General features: G+C 72.1%; 18 protein-coding genes. 11 read left to right on the forward strand and 7 right to left on the reverse strand.

What is annotated here, in order from left to right; translation table 11 throughout:
• Positions 1 to 42 precede the first annotated feature (42 nt).
• From HCJ93_RS16465 to HCJ93_RS16485, 5 genes are all read left to right on the forward strand, one after another.
• The gene (locus tag HCJ93_RS16465) at positions 43 to 417 is read left to right on the forward strand and encodes an ArsR/SmtB family transcription factor (protein ID WP_167996470.1); all 375 of its coding nucleotides are present in this window, start codon (positions 43 to 45) and stop codon (positions 415 to 417) included.
• Positions 418 to 444: 27 nt separating this feature from the next.
• Positions 445 to 873, forward strand: coding sequence for an arsenate reductase ArsC (locus HCJ93_RS16470; protein ID WP_167996471.1), 429 nt, complete (start codon positions 445 to 447; stop codon positions 871 to 873).
• Between the two features lie 201 nt (positions 874 to 1074).
• Positions 1075 to 3162, forward strand: coding sequence for an MMPL family transporter (locus HCJ93_RS16475; protein ID WP_167996472.1), 2088 nt, complete (start codon positions 1075 to 1077; stop codon positions 3160 to 3162).
• A 151-nt stretch (positions 3163 to 3313) separates the two neighbouring features.
• Positions 3314 to 4591 (forward strand): sensor histidine kinase, encoded by a 1278-nt coding sequence (locus tag HCJ93_RS16480; RefSeq protein WP_309141422.1) that lies wholly within the window; start codon positions 3314 to 3316, stop codon positions 4589 to 4591.
• Positions 4588 to 5253 (forward strand): response regulator transcription factor, encoded by a 666-nt coding sequence (locus HCJ93_RS16485; protein ID WP_167996474.1) that lies wholly within the window; start codon positions 4588 to 4590, stop codon positions 5251 to 5253. Before HCJ93_RS16480 ends, HCJ93_RS16485 begins: the two co-directional genes overlap by 4 nt.
• A gap of 45 nt (positions 5254 to 5298) precedes the next feature.
• On the opposite strand, the gene HCJ93_RS16490 is transcribed toward HCJ93_RS16485, so the two are convergent.
• Positions 5299 to 5544 carry a hypothetical protein gene (locus tag HCJ93_RS16490; RefSeq protein WP_167996475.1) on the reverse strand — a complete coding sequence of 82 codons (246 nt, stop codon included), beginning with the start codon at positions 5542 to 5544 and terminating at the stop codon, positions 5299 to 5301.
• 273 nt (positions 5545 to 5817) lie between these two features.
• Between HCJ93_RS16490 and HCJ93_RS16495 the strand changes: the two genes are divergently transcribed.
• A complete protein-coding gene (locus HCJ93_RS16495) occupies positions 5818 to 6432 on the forward strand; it encodes an ArsR/SmtB family transcription factor (protein WP_167996476.1) in 615 nt (204 codons plus the stop codon).
• Between the two features lie 412 nt (positions 6433 to 6844).
• Here HCJ93_RS16495 and HCJ93_RS16505 read toward each other — a convergent pair whose 3' ends face one another.
• Together HCJ93_RS16505 and HCJ93_RS16510 are read right to left on the reverse strand one after the other, a co-directional pair.
• On the reverse strand, positions 6845 to 7063 hold the full coding sequence (locus HCJ93_RS16505; protein WP_167996478.1) for a DUF397 domain-containing protein: 219 nt from the start codon (positions 7061 to 7063) through the stop codon (positions 6845 to 6847).
• Positions 7045 to 7878 carry a DUF5753 domain-containing protein gene (locus HCJ93_RS16510; RefSeq protein WP_167996479.1) on the reverse strand — a complete coding sequence of 278 codons (834 nt, stop codon included), beginning with the start codon at positions 7876 to 7878 and terminating at the stop codon, positions 7045 to 7047. Before HCJ93_RS16510 ends, HCJ93_RS16505 begins: the two co-directional genes overlap by 19 nt.
• A 116-nt stretch (positions 7879 to 7994) precedes the next feature.
• Here HCJ93_RS16510 and HCJ93_RS16515 point away from each other — a divergent pair, with 116 nt between their 5' ends.
• From HCJ93_RS16515 to HCJ93_RS16535, 5 genes are all read left to right on the forward strand, one after another.
• Positions 7995 to 8204 carry a hypothetical protein gene (locus HCJ93_RS16515; protein ID WP_167996480.1) on the forward strand — a complete coding sequence of 70 codons (210 nt, stop codon included), beginning with the start codon at positions 7995 to 7997 and terminating at the stop codon, positions 8202 to 8204.
• The gene (locus HCJ93_RS16520) at positions 8201 to 8416 is read left to right on the forward strand and encodes a hypothetical protein (protein ID WP_167996481.1); all 216 of its coding nucleotides are present in this window, start codon (positions 8201 to 8203) and stop codon (positions 8414 to 8416) included. The genes HCJ93_RS16515 and HCJ93_RS16520 overlap by 4 nt, the downstream gene beginning before the upstream one ends.
• A gap of 21 nt (positions 8417 to 8437) precedes the next feature.
• Positions 8438 to 9184 (forward strand): DNA repair protein RecO, encoded by a 747-nt coding sequence (recO, locus tag HCJ93_RS16525; RefSeq protein WP_167996482.1) that lies wholly within the window; start codon positions 8438 to 8440, stop codon positions 9182 to 9184.
• An 83-nt stretch (positions 9185 to 9267) separates the two neighbouring features.
• Complete coding sequence (locus HCJ93_RS16530; RefSeq protein WP_167996483.1) at positions 9268 to 10104, forward strand: isoprenyl transferase; 837 nt, start codon at positions 9268 to 9270, stop codon at positions 10102 to 10104.
• A gap of 132 nt (positions 10105 to 10236) precedes the next feature.
• Complete coding sequence (locus HCJ93_RS16535; RefSeq protein WP_167996484.1) at positions 10237 to 10971, forward strand: YoaK family protein; 735 nt, start codon at positions 10237 to 10239, stop codon at positions 10969 to 10971.
• Between the two features lie 60 nt (positions 10972 to 11031).
• Here the strand turns inward: HCJ93_RS16535 and HCJ93_RS16540 are convergent, their stop codons facing one another.
• The 4 genes from HCJ93_RS16540 to HCJ93_RS16555 form a co-directional block, all read right to left on the reverse strand.
• Positions 11032 to 11448: a Fur family transcriptional regulator gene (locus HCJ93_RS16540; RefSeq protein ID WP_167996485.1), complete on the reverse strand. Its 417-nt coding sequence runs from the start codon at positions 11446 to 11448 to the stop codon at positions 11032 to 11034.
• A gap of 75 nt (positions 11449 to 11523) precedes the next feature.
• A complete protein-coding gene (locus HCJ93_RS16545; RefSeq protein WP_167996486.1) occupies positions 11524 to 12429 on the reverse strand; it encodes a metal ABC transporter permease in 906 nt (301 codons plus the stop codon).
• Positions 12429 to 13196, reverse strand: a complete 768-nt coding sequence (locus HCJ93_RS16550) for a metal ABC transporter ATP-binding protein (protein WP_167996487.1) — start codon at positions 13194 to 13196, stop codon at positions 12429 to 12431. The genes HCJ93_RS16545 and HCJ93_RS16550 overlap by 1 nt, the downstream gene beginning before the upstream one ends.
• 68 nt (positions 13197 to 13264) lie before the next feature.
• A complete protein-coding gene (locus HCJ93_RS16555) occupies positions 13265 to 14239 on the reverse strand; it encodes a metal ABC transporter substrate-binding protein (protein WP_167996488.1) in 975 nt (324 codons plus the stop codon).
• Positions 14240 to 14317 lie beyond the last annotated feature (78 nt).

Here is a 14317-nt window from a genome sequence, read left to right on the forward strand (position 1 = left end):
GCGGTCTCCCGTAGCTGGTTCGACATGTGTCAACATAGACGTATGTCGAATGCCGAGGTGCTGCCGCTGCTCGGGCCCGCCGCCGACCAGGGCGTGACGCCGTGCTGCCCGCCGCTGACCGAGCGGCCGATGACCGCAGAGGAGGCCGAGACGGCCGCGCGGATGTTCAAGGCGCTGGGTGACCCCGTCCGGCTCCGGCTGTTCTCCGCGGTGGCCTCGCACGAGGGCGGCGAAGCCTGTGTGTGCGACATCTCCGACGTCGGCGTCTCCCAGCCCACGGTGTCCCACCACCTGAAGAAGCTCAAGGAAGCCGGACTGCTCACCTCGGAGCGGCGCGGGACCTGGGTCTACTACCGGGTCGAGCCGTCGGTGCTGGCCGCGATGGGCAGGCTGCTGGTCCCGTCGGCCGCCGCCTGAGCCCTGCGACCGGAAAGAGCGATCAGCGTGGCCGGCAAGCCCTCCGTCCTGTTCGTCTGCGTACACAACGCCGGCCGCTCCCAGATGGCCGCCGCGTGGCTGACTCATCTGGCCGGGGATCGCATCGAGGTCCGCTCCGCCGGCTCCGCCCCCGGCGACCGGGTCAACCCGGCCGCCGTCCAGGCCATGGCGGAGGCCGGCATCGACATCTCCCATCAGACGCCGAGGCTTCTCACCAGCGACGCCGTCCGCGAGTCGGACGTCTGCATCACCATGGGCTGCGGCGACACCTGCCCGGTCTTCCCCGGCAAGCGCTACCTCGACTGGAAGGTCGACGACCCCGCCGGTCAGGGCCTCGAGGCCGTGCGTACGATCCGCGACAAGATCAAGACCCTCGTGGAGGGCCTGATCGCCGAGATCATCGGGAGCAGCGAGGCCGACGAGCGGGGCCGGTGAGCACGTGCGGCCGCGCAGGCCGACGCGGCTGAGCGCAGGTCCGGCGGAGCGCCGTCGCCGCCGTTACTCCCCGGGGAGTACTCCCGCCCCCGTGCCGCCCGCGGCAGTACCCGGGAAGTCGGCCCCGCGCCCGACGAAACGGCCCCCGCGCGCCGGGAGTCTGGAGATGTTCCAGACACCGGACCGGAGGGAGTCCCGTTCATGGGGGCCGGAAGGACAGCTTCGCCGGGGCGGCGGGCGCTGCCGTGGGTGGTGGTCGGCCTGTGGCTGGCCGCGCTCGTGGTGCTCGGGCCGCTCGCCGGCAAGTTCAGTGACGCCCAGCAGAACCGCGCCGTCGACTATCTGCCCGACAGCGCCGACTCCACCCAGGTGGCGCGCATCCAGGACCAGCTGCCGGGCGGTGAGGCCACGGCACTGGTGGTGGTGTACCACCGGGACGGGGGACTCACGGGCCAGGACAAGCGGGTCGCGGGCGAGCAGATCGCCGAGATCAAGGAGACCTACCGGCTGGCGAACGAGCCGCAGGGTGTCCCCTCGAAGGACGGCAGCACCCTGATGTACCCGGTCTCCTCCACCGAGCCCGGCCAGGACGAGGAGGCCCGCGACGCCTTCGTCGACGGGGTGCGGGAGATCGCCGAGGGCGGCGGCGGGCTCAGTGCCGAGGTCGGCGGGGCGGGCGCCCTGAACACCGACATGGGCAAGGTGTTCGAGACCATCGACGGCACCCTGCTGCTGGCCACCCTCGCCGTGGTCACCGTGCTGCTGGTGCTGATCTACCGCAGCCCCTTCCTGTGGCTGGTGCCGCTCGCCGTCGCGGGCGTCGCCGCGGCGCTGGCGATGGCCGCCGCCTACGGGCTGCACGAACTGTTCGACGTCACCATCACCGGGCAGAGCGGCGGCATCATGACGGTGCTCGTCCTCGGCGCCGGCACCGACTACGCGCTGCTGCTGGTCTCCCGCTACCGCGAGGAGCTCCGCCGCCACGAGCGGCCCTACGACGCCATGCGCACAGCCCTGCGCGGCTGCGGGCCGGCGATCCTCGCCTCCTCCGGCACCGTCGCCGCCGGACTGCTCTGCCTGCTCGCCGCCGACCTCAACTCCAGCAGCGGCATGGGCCCGGTCGGCATGGTCGGCGTGCTCGCGGCGCTGGTCGCCATGACGACCCTGCTGCCCGCCGTCCTGGTCCTGCTCGGGCGCCGGGTGTTCTGGCCGCTGATCCCCGCCTACGGCAGCCGGCCCAAGGCCCGCCGCTCGCTGTTCGCCCTGATGGGCACCTCGGCCGCCCGGCGTCCCGCGGCCGTCCTCACCGGCGGTGCCGTGCTGCTCGGCGTGCTCGCCCTCGGCACGTTCAACCTCTCCGGCGACCTGAAGCAGGAGGACTCCTTCACCGACCGGCCCGAGTCCATCGCCGCGATGCGCACCCTCGCCGAGGAGTACCCGGAGCGCAGCAGCCGTCCGGTGACGGTGATGGCCCCCGCCGACCGCGCGGACACGGTGCTCGAGCAGGCCCGCGCAACCACCGGGGTCGCCGAGGCGGCCGCCGGGCGCAGCGGCGGCGGCTGGACCGAGATCGCCGTCTTTCCCGCCGCCGCACCGGAGTCGGCCGGCGAGACCAGGACCATCGAGGCCCTGCGTGCGGCACTCGACGACGACGGCGCCCACGTCGGCGGGCCCAGCGCCCAGCAGCTCGACCTCGCCGCCAGCGAGGCCCGCGACCGCAAGGTGATCGTGCCGCTGGTGCTCGCCGCCGTGTTCGTCATCCTGGTCGCCCTGCTGCGCAGCCTGGTCGCGCCGCTGCTGCTGCTCGCCGCGGTCGTGGCGGTCTGGGGCGCGGCCCTCGGCATCGGCGGACTGGTCTTCGAGCCGCTCTTCGGCTTCGCGGGCACCGACCCCGGACTCGGACTGCTGTCCTTCGTCTTCCTGGTCGCCCTCGGCGTCGACTACGGCATCTTCCTGATGCACCGGATGCGCGAGGAGTCCGTCAAGGGCGCCGAGCCGGAGGCCGCCGCGCTCACCGCGCTGCGCACCACCGGCGGGGTCATCGCCTCCGCGGGCATCGTGCTCGCCGCGACCTTCGCCGTCCTGACCACCCTGCCGCTGGTCCCGCTGGTGGAGCTCGGCTTCGTCATCGCCGTCGGCGTCCTGCTGGACACGTTCCTGGTGCGCACCTACCTGGTCACCACCGCCAGCGTGCTGCTGCGCCGCCGCATGTGGTGGCCGGGCCGCCTCTCCCGGGCCCCGCACCCGTCCGAGCCCGCGGAGCAGCGGCGGCAGCCGGAACCGGTGTGACGCCCGGGCGGCCCGACCGGTGCGATCGCCGGGTGACCCGACCGGTGTGACCGCCGAACGGCGCAACCGGTGTGATAGCCGGGCGACACCGCCGGCCGCTCCCGGCGCCCCTCCCTCCCGGAGGGGCGCCCTCGTCCCCGAGGATGGACCCGTGACCGCCGTGCAGGAAACGACCACCGCGGCCCCCGCACCGGGGCCGCCGCCTCCGCGTCCCCGCCTCGCCGAGCGGATCATCGCGGCCATCAACCGTGACCCGCTGACCGCCCCGCACGCCGTGCGCAACGACGCCCTGCTCGCCGTGGTCACCGCCACCCACGCGATCCTGGTGGCCCTGCTCACCGACGAGGGGCGCCGGCCCGACGCGCTCGGCTGGACGCTGCTGCTCGCCGCCCAGGTACCGCTGGCGTGGCGGCGCCGCCGCCCGATGCTGGTGCTCGTCGCCGTGGTCGCCCTGATCGGCCCCTACCACGCCCTCGACTTCAACCACCTCGCCCCCACCCCGGCGGCCTACGTCGCTCTTTACACCGTCGCCGCCACCAGCCGCCCGCTGCGCGCGATCGTCACCGGCGGCATCGTGCTCACCATCCCGCTGACCATCATGGTGGTGATCAACGCCCATGAGGCCGTCGAGCTGCTGCGCATCTCCGGCTGGGTGGTCGTGGTGCTGTTCGCCGGCATCGACATGCGCGTCTACCGGCACTACGTGGCCTCCATCGTGGAACGCGCCGAACGCGCCGAACGCACCCGCGAGGAGGAGGCCCGCCGCCGGGTCGCCGAGGAACGCCTGCGCATCGCCCGCGACCTGCACGACCTGCTCGCCCACAGCATCACCCTGATCGGCGTGCAGACCTCGGTCGCCGCGCACGTCCTGGCCGCCGACCCGGAACGCCTCGACCGCGACGCCGTCGCCAAGGCCCTCGACGACATCGCCGAGACCTGCCGCACCGCCCGCGGCGAACTGCGCACCACCCTGGAGGTGCTCCGCGAGGCCGGCACCTCCGCCGGGGGCCGCGATCCGCTGCCCTCCCTCGACGGGCTGCCCGACCTGGTGGAGGCCGCCCGCCTGGCCGGCGCCCGGGTCGAGCAGTCCGTACGCATCGGCCCGGTGCCGCCCGCCGTCGGCGCCGCCGCCTACCGCATCGTGCAGGAGGCTTTGACCAACGCCGTGCGGCACGCGGGACCCGAGCCGTCCGTCCGCGTCGACCTGCACGAGGAGGAGGGCGCCCTGCGGCTGTCCGTCACCGACGACGGCACCGGCCCCGCGCCCGGCGGCCCGCACGGATTCGGCCTGGTGGGCATGCGCGAGCGCGCCCGCAGCATCGGGGGCACCTTCGAGGCCGGGCCTCGCGAGACCGGCGGCTTCCAGGTCACCGCGACCCTGCCGCTGGCACCCCTGCCGACCGCCGACCCGGACCGAGGACATTCATGACCATCCGTGTGCTGCTCGCCGACGACCAGACGCTCGTCCGGGAGGCCTTCGCGCTGCTCGTCGAGTCGGCCCCCGGCATGGAGGTCGTCGGCCAGGCCGCCACCGGCCGCGAGGCGGTGGAACTGACCCGGGCCCGCCGGGCCGACCTCGTCGTCATGGACATCCGGATGCCCGACCTGGACGGCATCGAGGCGACCCGCCGCATCGCCGCCGACGACGACCTCGCCGGGGTGAAGGTCCTGATCCTCACCACCTACGACACCGACGAGAACATCGTGGAGGCGCTGCGCGCCGGTGCCTCCGGATTCCTGGTCAAGGACACCCGGCCCGCCGACCTGCTCGACGCCATCCGCACGGTCGCCGCCGGGGACGCGCTGCTCTCACCGGGCCCCACGGCCCGCCTGATCGAGCGCTTCTTGCGCAACCCCGCTCCGCCGGTCGCCGTGGCCGGCCCCGAGTGCCTGTCCTGCCGGGAGCGCGAGGTCCTCACCCTGGTCGCACGCGGTCTGAACAACACCGAGATCGCCGAGGCGCTGGGGCTGAGCCCGCTCACCGCGAAGACCCACGTCAGCCGCATGATGGGCAAGCTCGGCGCCCGGGACCGGGCCCAACTGGTCATCGTGGCCTACGAGTCTGGCCTGGTGGCACCGGGCTCGCGCTGAGCGGACCGGCCCGGCGCCGCGCTCAGGCCGCCCGCCGTCCGTGGTTCACAGCGCGTGGTACAGCCAGCGCTGAACCGTGGCCGTGATGCTGCCGGGCAGCGCGCTGAGGCTGTCGATGGCCTCACGGTCCTCGGGCCGCGGCGGGATGCCGGCGGCGGTGAGGGCGGCGTGCAGCTCCAGACGGCGCCGGTCGCGCGGGTCGATGCCCAGGTCCAGTTCGACGCGGTCCGCCGGGTTCGGCGGGGGCAGCAGGTAGTCGCCGTCGCGGTACTCGAACGTGGAGGCGGTCATGGCGGTCTCCTCACCCAGGGGTGTCGGTTGTGCTGGAGAGGAGGCCGGGGCGGGACGCGTCGGTTGCGATACCGGTGAAACGTCACGCCAAAGGAGCCATCGGCAGTTCATCGTCCGGTCCGACGAGCGGCGCGGCGGGAGGCGTCCGGGCGGCGGCCCTCGGCGCCCCGCCGTGGACCGCCGACCGGCGGGCACCGCCGCACGGCTCTGCTCCAAAGAACCCGTTGCAAAGAAATCCTTGCAACGGAATCTTTGCATCTCTACTCTCGTGTCATGGCAGATACTCGGGACCCGCAGGAGGTCCGCAGTCTCGACGCCCGCTCCCTGCGGGGTCTCGCCCACCCCCTGCGCATGGAGCTGCTGAACGCCCTGCGCCGGGGCGGCCCGGCGACGGCCTCCCAGCTCGCCGCGAAACTCGGCGAGTCCAGCGGCGCCACCAGCTATCACCTGCGTCAGCTCGCCGCGCACGGCTTCGTGGAGGACGTGCCGGAGCGGGGCAAGGGACGCGAGCGATGGTGGCGGGCGGTCCATGACGGCGTGCTCTTCGACGGCCGGCTCTTCGAGGACAGCGACCCCGAAGTACGCGGTGCCGCGGACCTGTTCGTGCACGAGGTGGCAGCGCTGCACACGCGTGAGCTGGCCACCTGGCTCGGTACCCGCGACGACTGGCCGGAGGAGTGGCAGCGGGCCTGGGACATGAGCGACTGGACACTCGACCTCACCCCGGAACTGGCGTGCGAGCTCCGGGAGAAGATGCACGACCTCGTGCAGAGCTACCGCGACCGGGCACCCGCCGGGGGAACGCCGGACACCGAGCAGGTCCGTCTGCACACCCACCTCATCCCCGTCCGCAAGGACGCCCGTACGGAGCGAGAGGCAGCACAGTGATGCACTCCGAGCCCGAGACACACCTCGTCCTGCACCGTCTCCGCACCGCCCAACTCCGCGGTCCCGCCCCGGTGGCGGCTCGTCGTCCCTCTCATGCCCCGGTGCGCACCCGGCTCGGCTGGACCCTGGTGGAGCTGGGCCTGCGGCTGGCCACCACCGATCACCGGGCACGGATGCGCACGGCGGTCACTGCGAGGGCCTTGTAGTGAGAGACGGTCAGGTGGCCGGCCCGTAGCGGCCGATGTGGACCAGCTCTTCGAGCACGACGGGGTACTGGCGTCCCGCCTGGGCGCGGCGGGGTGTCCCCGGCGATGACGGTACTCGGAGTGACGCGGCGTCCCTGCCCGACCTGATGGTCGAGCTGGAGGGCACGGCGGTCGCGTAGGGGTGCGGGTGCCTCCGGCGGTGACTGCTAACGGGGTTGCGTCGCGCCGCCGGTGGCCCCCACGGTACGTATGAACTCCGTCCACGCAGCCGACCCGACGACGATCACGGGACCATCGGTCACCTTGCCGTCCCGGACGGGCGCGACCCCGGCGACTCCGCCGGCGACTTCGACGCATTCGCCTTCGTTGCCGTCGCTGCAGGTGCTCTTGCGCCAGTGAGCGTTGCTCAGGTCGCACTCGCGCATCGTCTGTGGTCCTTCGCGGCGGATTCGATCAGGCCCAGGGACGCCTCAGGGGAGAGGGCGGCGGCTCTGAGCAGATCGTATGCCGAGTACGTGCGCTTCACTACGGCCGGATCGTCGAGCAGGGGTCCCGAATACACCGCTTCTGTACAGGCCGTTGGCGGGGTGTCCTCGAACTCCATGAGCTTCAATGATCCCGTCATCACGGCGTAGGCCCCGGCCATACAGGGCAGAACCTGAACCACCACTGCTCGATCCCGCGCCAAGCTCGCGACGTACTCACGTTGCTCGGCCATCACCTCGGGACCGCCGACCGGGACGCGGAGCACGTTCTCGTGGAGGATGCCCCAGTACGTCGGGCGCGTCGCGTCTTTGAGGATCCGGGCCCGCTCGATTCGGCCAGACACCCTCTCCTCGATGCTTTCGTCAGGTGTGCACGGGTTCATAGCCAACGTGACTGCGCGCGCGTACTCGGGGGTCTGCAAGAGACCCGGCGCCAACGCGGGAGCGAACTCGGAGATACTGATCGCCGGCGCTTCCGGTTCCGCCGCCTTGGCGAAGTAATCCGCATACCGCCGGTCATCAATCAGCTTCCTGCACAGCCGCTCGAAAATGCCATCGGTTTGCAGCACCTCGCCGATCCGCTGGGCCACATCCAATTGTGGTTTCCGAATCGCCTGTTCGAACTGGCCGGTACAACCGCCGGAGACAAAGACCCGCGCCCCCGGCACGACCTGCGTGAACCCCGCTTCCTCGCGCCGTCGCCTCGGTTCCGCACCGAAGAACTCCCACGCCGCCTGCCGTGAACCGTTGGCCATTGCTCAATCTCTTTGCGCAGCCTCGCAGTTGTAGTGCGCAAACCCTTCCCGAGTGTAGGCGGGCAACGCCACCGTGGGGGTGAGAAGAGTGAAACTCGAATAGCGAGGGGATCAGCGTGACGGCACGACACTCGGCGCTCTGCGCCGAAGAAGCGGAGGAAGTGGTGAAGGAATTGCGGGCAGCACTCGCGAAGGCCGGAATTGTTCTGCCCTCACTCGGTCTGGACCCGGTGAGTCTCGCGCGTGAGGCACCCTGCCCGCTGGTGGATTCGGGGCGCTGCCCGGTGGAGACCGACCGCCGGCTCGCCGGGGCGGTGGTGCGGTGAAGCCGCCGCTCGGAGCCTTCGTGGTCGACACCCGGACCGACCGGGTCGGGATCGTCATGGGCCACCAGGGGCCCTATGTCCAGCTCCGGCCGTACGGCGGCGGCAAGGAGTGGGACGCCGACCCGAGAGCCGTACGGCAGGCGACCCCGGCCGAGCGGCTGCGCGCGGCGACCGCGTACGCCAATGCCCGCAGCCGCGGTGAGGTGCCCTGAACGTGGGCGACAATGGGTGCCATGAGTCTGTTCCGCGACGACGGCATCGTGCTGCGCACCCAGAAGCTGGGTGAGGCGGACCGGATCATCACCTTGCTCACACGCGGTCACGGACGCGTACGCGCCGTGGCCAGGGGCGTGCGCCGGACGAAGTCGAAGTTCGGCGCACGCCTCGAACCGTTCTCGCACGTGGATGTGCAGTTCTTCGCCAAGGGCAGCGAGCTGGTCGGGCGGGGCCTGCCGCTGTGCACCCAGAGCGAGACGATCGCGCCCTACGGCGCCGGGATCGTCAGCGACTACGCCCGCTACACCGCCGGGACGGCCATGCTGGAGACCGCCGAGCGGTTCACCGACCACGAGGGCGAGCCGGCGGTGCAGCAGTATCTGCTGCTGGTCGGCGCCCTGCGCACGCTCGCCCGCGGCGAGCACGCTCCCGCCCTCGTCCTCGACGCCTTCCTGCTGCGCTCGCTCGCCGTCAACGGCTACGCCCCCAGCTTCGGCGACTGCGCGAAGTGCGGTATGCCCGGTCCGAACCGGTTCTTCTCGGTCGCCTCCGGCGGATCCCTCTGCGCCGACTGCCGGGTGCCCGGCAGCGTCGTACCCTCGCCCCAGACCCTGGAACTCCTCGGCGCACTGCTCACGGGAGACTGGGAGACCGCGGACGCGTGCGAGCCGCGGTATGTGCGGGAGGGCAGCGGGCTGGTCTCCGCCTACCTGCACTGGCATCTGGAGCGGGGGCTGCGCTCGCTCCGGTACGTCGAGAAGTAGCCGCAGCAGCCGTCCGGCGGCGCACGCACACCGCCGGGCGACAGCCACAGACATCACCACAGCCGTGAGGAGACGAGAGACACATGGCCGTACGCGACTTCCTGGGGCGCCAGCGCCGGGAGTACAGGACGCCGGAACCGCACCCGTCCGGCGCGCGGCCGCCGAAGCTCCCCGGCGAGCTGGTCCCGAACCATGTGGCGATCGTCATGGACGGCAACGGGCGCTGGGCCAAGGAGCGCGGGCTGCCGCGCACGGAGGGGCACAAGGTCGGCGCCGAGCGGGTGCTGGACGTGCTGCAGGGCGGCATCGAGATGGGCATCGGCGCGATCTCCCTGTACGCCTTCTCCACCGAGAACTGGAAGCGCTCGCCGGAAGAGGTGCGCTTCCTGATGAACTTCAACCGCGACTTCATCCGCAAGACCCGGGACCAGCTGGACGAGCTGGGGATCCAGGTGCGCTGGGTGGGGCGGATGCCCAAGCTGTGGAAGTCGGTCGCCAAGGAGCTCCAGGTCGCCCAGGAGCAGACCAAGGACAACGACCGGATGACGCTGTACTTCTGCATGAACTACGGCGGGCGCGCGGAGATCGCGGACGCGGCGAAGGCGCTCGCGGAGGACGTGCGGGCGGGACGGCTGGACCCGTCGAAGGTGACGGAGCGGACCTTCGCGAAGTACCTGTACTACCCGGACATGCCGGATGTGGATCTCTTCCTGCGGCCCAGCGGTGAGCAGCGCACCTCCAACTACCTGCTGTGGCAGAGCGCTTATGCCGAGCTGGTGTTCCAGGACGTGCTGTGGCCGGACTTCGACCGGCGCGACCTGTGGCGGGCGTGTGTGGAGTTCGCCTCCCGCGACCGCCGGTTCGGCGGCGCCATCCCGAACGAGGAGCTGCTGGCCATGGAGGGCCGGCAGTCGCAGTAGCCGCGGCCGGGGCAGGGGGAGGGCCCCGGAGCGCGGGGTGTCCGGTGTCCCGTATAGCCCACGCGTAGGCTCCGGCCGCGTGTCCGGGGCGGGCTGCGGGGTGACACGCGCGGCGCTGCCCACACTGGCGGCATGTCCGACGCTTCTGCTGTCTCCGCGAGCGATTACCGGCGGACGGCCGTCATGGGCCTGCTCACCGTGCTGGCGGGCGCCGTCGACGCCATCAGCTTCCTGACCATGGGGCACGTCTTCTGTGCGCTGGCGACCGGCAATGTGCTCTTCCTGGCGTTCGCGCTGGCGGGGGAGGGCGACGTGCCGGTGGCGCGGCCCGCGACGACGATCGCCGGTTTCGTGCTCGGGGCGGCCGTCTCGGGCGTGGTGCTGAAGCGGCTCGCCGACCGGGGGCGTCCCTGGTTCCCGGTCGGGCTGACGGGGGAGGCGCTGCTGCTGGCCGGCGGGGGCGCGGTGGTGCTGCTGCGGCACGGCACGGGCCCGGTCGGTGACACCTCCGACTTCTTCGGCATCGGGCTGGTGTCGCTGGCGATGGGTGTGCGCGCGTCCACCGCGCTGCGCATGCGGGTGCCGGGGATGCCGACCCTGCTGAGCCAGACCGCGATCGCCGAACTCGTCAACGACGTGCTGAACCGGCCCGCCGGCCTGCTGCGCGGGGCCTCGCCCCTGCAGCGGCTGGCGCGGACGCGGTGGACGGCGACCGTGGTGGGCATCTTCCTGGGCGGGGCGCTGTCCACCCTGCTGCTGGTGCCGCTGGGTACCGGTTGGGCGCTGCTGGTGATCGCCGTGCTGGTGGTGATCGTCGCGGTGTTCGCGATGCTCGTGCCGCTGGAGAAACGGCAGCAGGGCACGTAGGCGAGGAACGGGACAGAGGTGTCCGGTTCCCGGTGCGGTGCGGCCGGTCCTCCGCGACGGTCAGTCCTCGGCGGCGGCGCACTCCGCGCAGGTGCCGAAGATCTCCACCGTGTGGGCCACGTTCACATAGCCGTGCTCCGCCGCCACGGCCTCCGCCCACTTCTCCACGGCGGGGCCCTCCACCTCCACGGCCTTTCCGCAGTTCCGGCAAACCAGGTGGTGATGGTGCTCGCCGGTGGAGCAGCGGCGGTAGACGGACTCGCCGTCGGCGGTGCGCAGGACGTCCACCTCACCGGCGTCGGCGAGGGACTGCAGGGTGCGGTAGACCGTGGTGAGACCGACGGAGTCGCCCTTGTGCTTGAGCATGTCGTGGAGTTCCTGCGCGCTGCGGAACTCGTCGACCTCCTGGAGGGCGGCCGCCACTGCGGCACGCTGCCGGGTGGCGCGGCCCTTCACGGGCGGTCCTGCGGTCGTCACCGTTGCCTCCTCCGTACTGTCCGGGCCATGCCCGCGCCATTCTGCCAGCCCGGGCAGGGGCGGGGCAGGCGTCGCTCAGACGCCGGCCTCGTCCCCGGACCTCCGGGTGGCCGGAATGGCACACTCCGTGGGGTCCCCCGAGGGGTGGGCCGCGGCCAGGGCGGCCCGGGCGCGGCGGCGGGCCAGCGGCGCGGCCAGCGCGGTCAGTGCGATGAACGCGCCGATGGTCAGCAGCACGATCGTCGCGCCGGGCGGCACGTCCTGGTAGTACGAGGTGACCGTGCCGCCGAGGGAGACGCTCACGCCGATCGCGACGGCGATGGCGAAGGTGGCCGCGAAGCTGCGGCTGAGCTGCTGGGCCGCGGCCACCGGGACGACCATCAGCGCGGAGACCAGCAGCAGGCCCACCACCCGCATCGCCACCGTCACCGTCACCGCCGCCGTGACGGCCGTGAGCAGGTTCAGCAGCCGCACCGGCAGGCCGGTCACCCGCGCGAACTCCTCGTCCTGGCTCACCGCGAACAGCTGGCGGCGCAGCCCCACGGTGACCAGCACCACGAAGGCGGCGAGCAGGCAGATCGCGGTCACGTCGGACTGCGAGACCGTGGAGAGCGAGCCGAAGAGGAACGAGGTGAGGTTGGCGTTGGAGCCGCCCGGGGCGAGGTTGATGAACATCACGCCGCCCGCCATGCCGCCGTAGAACAGCATGGCGAGGGCGATGTCGCCGCGGGTGCGGCCGTACCAGCGGATCAGCTCCATCAGGACCGCGCCGAGGACGGACACCAGGGTGGCCATCCAGACGGGCGACCAGGACAGCAGGAAGCCGAGGCCCACACCGGTCATCGCCACATGCCCGATGCCGTCGCCCATCAGGGCCTGGCGGCGCTGCACCAGGTAGATGCCGACCGCGGGGGCGGTGATGCCGACCAGCACCGCCGCGAGCAGCGCGCGCTGCATGAAGGCGTAGTTCAGGATCTCCATCAGCTCAGCAGCCCCGTACGGATCGGTTCGGCACCCGCGGGCGCGTGCGGGTGGACATGGTCGTGGCCGGGCAGCGCGTGCTGGCCGACCGCCTTCGGCGGCGGGCCGTCGTGCACCACGCAGCCGTCGCGCAGCACGACCGCCCGGTCGATCAGCGGCTCCAGCGGGCCCAGTTCGTGCAGCACCAGCAGCACGGTCGCGCCGTCGGCGACCTGGCTGCGCAGGGTCTCGGCGAGCACCTCCTGGCTGGCCAGGTCCACGCCGGCCATCGGCTCGTCCATGATCAGCAGTTCGGGGGCGGCGGCGAGCGCGCGGGCGATCAGCACGCGCTGGTGCTGACCGCCGGAGAGCGCGTCCACCGGGTCCTTGACGCGGTCCGCCATGCCGACCTGCTCCAGGGCGCGCCGCACGGCGGCGCGGTCGGCGCTGCGGAAGAGGCCGAAGCGGGTGCGGGCCAGGCGGCCGGAGGCGACCACCTCGCCGACCGTCGCCGGGACCCCGCCGGCCGCGGTGGTGCGCTGCGGAACGTAGCCGACGCGCGCCCAGTCGCGGAAGCGGCGCCGCGGGGTGCCGAACAGCTCGATCTCGCCGGAGAGGACCGGCACCTGGCCGATGATGCTGCGCACCGCCGTCGACTTGCCGGAGCCGTTGGCGCCGAGCAGGGCGACGACCTCGCCGCGGTGCACGGTGAGGTCGATGCCGCGCAGGACGGGGCGCGAGCCCAGCTCGGCGCGGACGCCGCGCAGGGTGATGACGGGCTCGGTCATGCCGTCCTCCTCGGGGGTGTCACTCGGTGTGTCACGAGGCGTGTCACTGGTGCGGGCCGCCGGGCGGGTCACCGGGCGCCCAGGGCGGACCTCAGGGCGTGGAGGTTGGCCTCCATGACCTCGAAGTAGTCGTCGCCGCGGGAGTCGTCGGTGATGCCCTCGAGCGGGTCGAGCACATCGGTCTTCAGGCCGGCGTCCTCGGCCAGGGTCCTGGCGGTCCGGTCGCTGACGAGGGTCTCGTAGAAGACGGTGGTCACTCCGTCCTCCTTCGCGGTCCTCGACAGTTCCCTCACGCGGGCGCCGCTGGGCTCGGACTCGGGGTCGAGGCCGGCGATGGACTCCTCGACCAGGCCGTAGCGCTCGGCGAGGTAGCCGAAGGCGGAGTGGGTGGTGATGAAGACGTCGGTCTTCCGCTTCTCCAGGCCGGTGCGGAACTTCGCATCGAGGGCGGTCAGCTTCTTGACCAGGGCCTCGGTGTTCTCGCGGTAGTCGGAGGCGTGCTCCGGGTCGGCCTTCGCGAAGGCGGCGCCGACGCCCTCGGCGACCTCGGCGTACTTCACCGGGTCGAGCCAGATGTGCGGGTCCTTGCCGCCCTCGTGCGCATGATCGTGACCCTCGTGCTCTTCGCCGTGCTCCTCTGCGTGTCCCTCGTCGTGCTCCTCTTCGTGCACCTCGAGGGAGGTGAGGGCGGCGGCGTCGATCTTGGTCTTCACCGGGGACTGGCCGATGGCCTCGTCGACGGAGGGCTGGAGTCCCTTGAGGTAGAGGGCCGCGTCGGACTCCTCGAGCCGGGCCACCTGCCGGGCGCTGATCTCCAGGTCGTGCGGCTCCTGGCCCGGCTCGGTGAGGGTGGTGACGCTGACCTGATCGCCGCCGATCTGCTCGGCGAGGAAGGCCATCGGATAGAAGGAGGCGACGACGTCGAACTTCTCGGTGTCGCCCGCGGCGGCGCTGTCGCCGGCGCAGCCGGTCAGGGTGCCCAGGCCGAGAGCGGTGACCGTGGTGAAAGCGGCCGCGGATATCAGGCGTCGTCGTACGTTCATGAAAGTCATTTTCAAAGAAGATGGGAACCGTTGTCAACAAGCCTGGTGGGGGTGTGCGGCCGGGCGCTCCAGGGGGGG

The organism is Streptomyces composti (genome assembly GCF_012034205.1).
GTDB classification, from domain to species: Bacteria; Actinomycetota; Actinomycetes; order Streptomycetales; family Streptomycetaceae; genus Streptomyces; species Streptomyces composti.